Source organism: Mesotoga sp. HF07.pep.5.2.highcov (genome assembly GCF_003666285.1).
In the GTDB taxonomy this organism is placed as follows: domain Bacteria; phylum Thermotogota; class Thermotogae; order Petrotogales; family Kosmotogaceae; genus Mesotoga; species Mesotoga prima.
The window spans coordinates 1-2435 of the sequence record NZ_JFHJ01000659.1; the positions used below are offsets into that span (position 1 = coordinate 1).

The 2435-nt window shown below is 46.2% G+C and carries 4 protein-coding genes; 1 reads left to right on the forward strand and 3 read right to left on the reverse strand.

Annotation, left to right across the window (positions count from 1 at the left end):
- The coding region (locus tag BG32_RS15915) for a hypothetical protein (protein WP_147435077.1) at positions 1 to 255 on the forward strand (255 nt) is incomplete at its 5' end.
- Positions 256 to 459: 204 nt separating this feature from the next.
- Here BG32_RS15915 and BG32_RS14000 read toward each other — a convergent pair.
- From BG32_RS14000 to BG32_RS14010, 3 genes are all read right to left on the reverse strand, one after another.
- Positions 460 to 969, reverse strand: a complete 510-nt coding sequence (locus tag BG32_RS14000; protein ID WP_006489964.1) for a zinc ribbon domain-containing protein — start codon at positions 967 to 969, stop codon at positions 460 to 462.
- A gap of 235 nt (positions 970 to 1204) precedes the next feature.
- A complete protein-coding gene (ybaK, locus tag BG32_RS14005) occupies positions 1205 to 1708 on the reverse strand; it encodes a Cys-tRNA(Pro) deacylase (protein WP_039882534.1) in 504 nt (167 codons plus the stop codon).
- Positions 1709 to 1736: 28 nt separating this feature from the next.
- Positions 1737 to 2435, reverse strand: a 699-nt coding sequence (locus tag BG32_RS14010; protein WP_121527004.1) for a peptide chain release factor-like protein, incomplete at its 5' end; no start/stop codon positions are given.

Sequence of the window (2435 nt, forward strand, 5' to 3'; positions counted from 1 at the left end):
CTGAAATGCTCTTGTTCAGGGCTCCTGTTCGGCGTCTCTGTTCAGGGCTCCTGTTCGGCGTCTCTGTTCAGGGTCATCCCGAACTTGTTTCGGGATCTGGTTTTGATCCTCTCGACGGGGGACGGAGGACCGTTGACGGACAACGTTGTCTTCACAGCGATCAGCGGGTTTTCCGCTTTTAAGGGCACAGCGGTTCTTATCCTTGCAACTTGGAACAGTCAACTCCTAACTGCTCTTCGAAGGACGGGTCCATGATCTGGGGGAAGAACGGCTCTTTGCAGCGATCAGCGGGTTTTTTCTCTTAAGCGTACAGCGGATCTTTGGATCTAGATGCTGAAAAAAGTTCAGATGACGGAATCCCTGACGAAGAACCAAGAACCTGGACGCGTAGCGTCAGAACGAAGAACCGTTTTCTCAAATGACGGCTCTTATGCCGACAGTGTGACTTGCTCTCTTAACTCAGTCAAGCGTGAAATCGTGTCCGCAGTTCTTGCAGAAGCGATTCTCTTTCTTATTCAGCATGTAGCAAAGACTGCATTTCTTGTAACCTACAAGAGAAGCGCCGCAGTTCGAGCATTTGGTTGCATTGTCCTCATTCTCCGCACCGCATTCGGGACATCTGGAATAACTCTTGCTCTTGGTCTTCTCAATTCTCGCTTCTCTGTCTGAGACAAATGTGTAGTCATAGGTCATATCTTCCTTAAGTTCTCGACCGCTAACCGTTTCCTGTTCACTTACGGGGCCGGAGAAGCTCTTTGTCTTCGCCATTGCAAGAAGCATTCTCCCCAGTGTCGTCGCAATGAAACCCAATACCAGAAACACAATCACGCCACCGAAGACCAGACTCAAGTAAGGAGCAAGAAAGAAACTGGCAAAACTGAATATTATCAAACCTATTCCAACAACATACACTATTCCACCGACAATTTTTATTATTGTTCTCACCGGATCACCAGAGCGGATATACATTTTATCACCGTCCTTTGTATTCAATTTTACAATGCCTTTCAGTACTTGCAAAACAGATCAATCTTAACCCCTTCTGTGAGCACCTGCGAAATTGTAGAATTGATTGACAGAAATCCGAAGGGAGAGAAATGATTTGGAAATTACTACTGTTTTGTTGTTGTTGGCGCTTTTCTTTGGTTTGGTTTCGGTCCTTGTAATACTTTTCAAGATTTGAAGAAGCATTGTTCGGATACCATTACAACGTCTGATGCTTTTCTTTGGAAAAGGAGACAACACTGGCATTAGTTGCGCAGACAAGGTCAGTCGGTCTCAACCAGATCTGAAGACCTCGTTTGCCAGCACTCACGGATATCCTTTCTTCATTCAAAACTCCTTTATCAACGAGAATCTTGAAGCTCTTCTTCATCCCGAGAGGCGAAACTCCTCCCCTGACATATCCTGTAAGCGTCAGGAGACTTTCTGAAGGAACCGTCTCGATATTCCCGTCACCCGTGATCTCTGGAAGCTTCTTCATATCGATCTCTCTATGACCGCCGAGACAACAGACAAAAACCCCGCTTCTGTCACCCTTCAAGACAATAGTTTTCACGGTTCGCGAAGGTGACAAGCCCAGCTTCGATGCAACGTTCTCGGCACTCAGATCGTGTTCGTCGACTTCGTATTCTAGAATCTCGTATTCAATCCCAAGCCCGTCCAGGATTCTAGTGGCATTTGTCTTTAAAGGCTTTCTGCTTTTCATTCGATTCTCCATTGGAACTGAAGTCGTTTTAACCGATCAGTTTCTTGTGAAGTAATTCCAGCCGCTTGTTTATATCTGCAGCGGAAAGTTCCGTCACTAGCTCGTCGAGATCTCCGTCCATCACATAAAGAAGTCTGTAGCTTGTAAAATTTATCCTGTGATCAGTTACCCTGTTTTGAGGGAAGTTGTAAGTTCTTATCTTTTCGCTTCGTTCACCGGTACCGATCTGCGTCCTTCTTGCCTCAGTAATCTCATTCTCTGCTTTAGAACTGTACATTTCATACAGCCTTGCACGTAGAATCTCGAGCGCTCTAGCTTTATTCTGATGCTGAGATCTCTCTTTCTGCACAGCAACTACTATCCCTGTAGGCTCATGGACTATCCTTACGGCGGAATCGGTCTTGTTTACGTGCTGGCCACCGGCGCCTGAAGAGCGATACGTATCGATTCTGAGATCGGCAGGGTCGATTTTGATCTCTGTTTCGCTTACTTCTGGAAGCACCGCTACCGTCGCAGTAGACGTGTGGATTCTTCCCCCCGATTCAGTCGTCGGCACTCTCTGGACTCTGTGAACTCCGCTTTCATACTTCAGTTTACTGAATACGCTTCTGCCTCTTATCTGAAAGATGACTTCCTTGAATCCACCGATATCCGTCTCATTTGAATCGATTATCTCTGATTTCCAGTTGTTTCGTTCCGCATATCTGGTGTACATTCGGAAGAGATC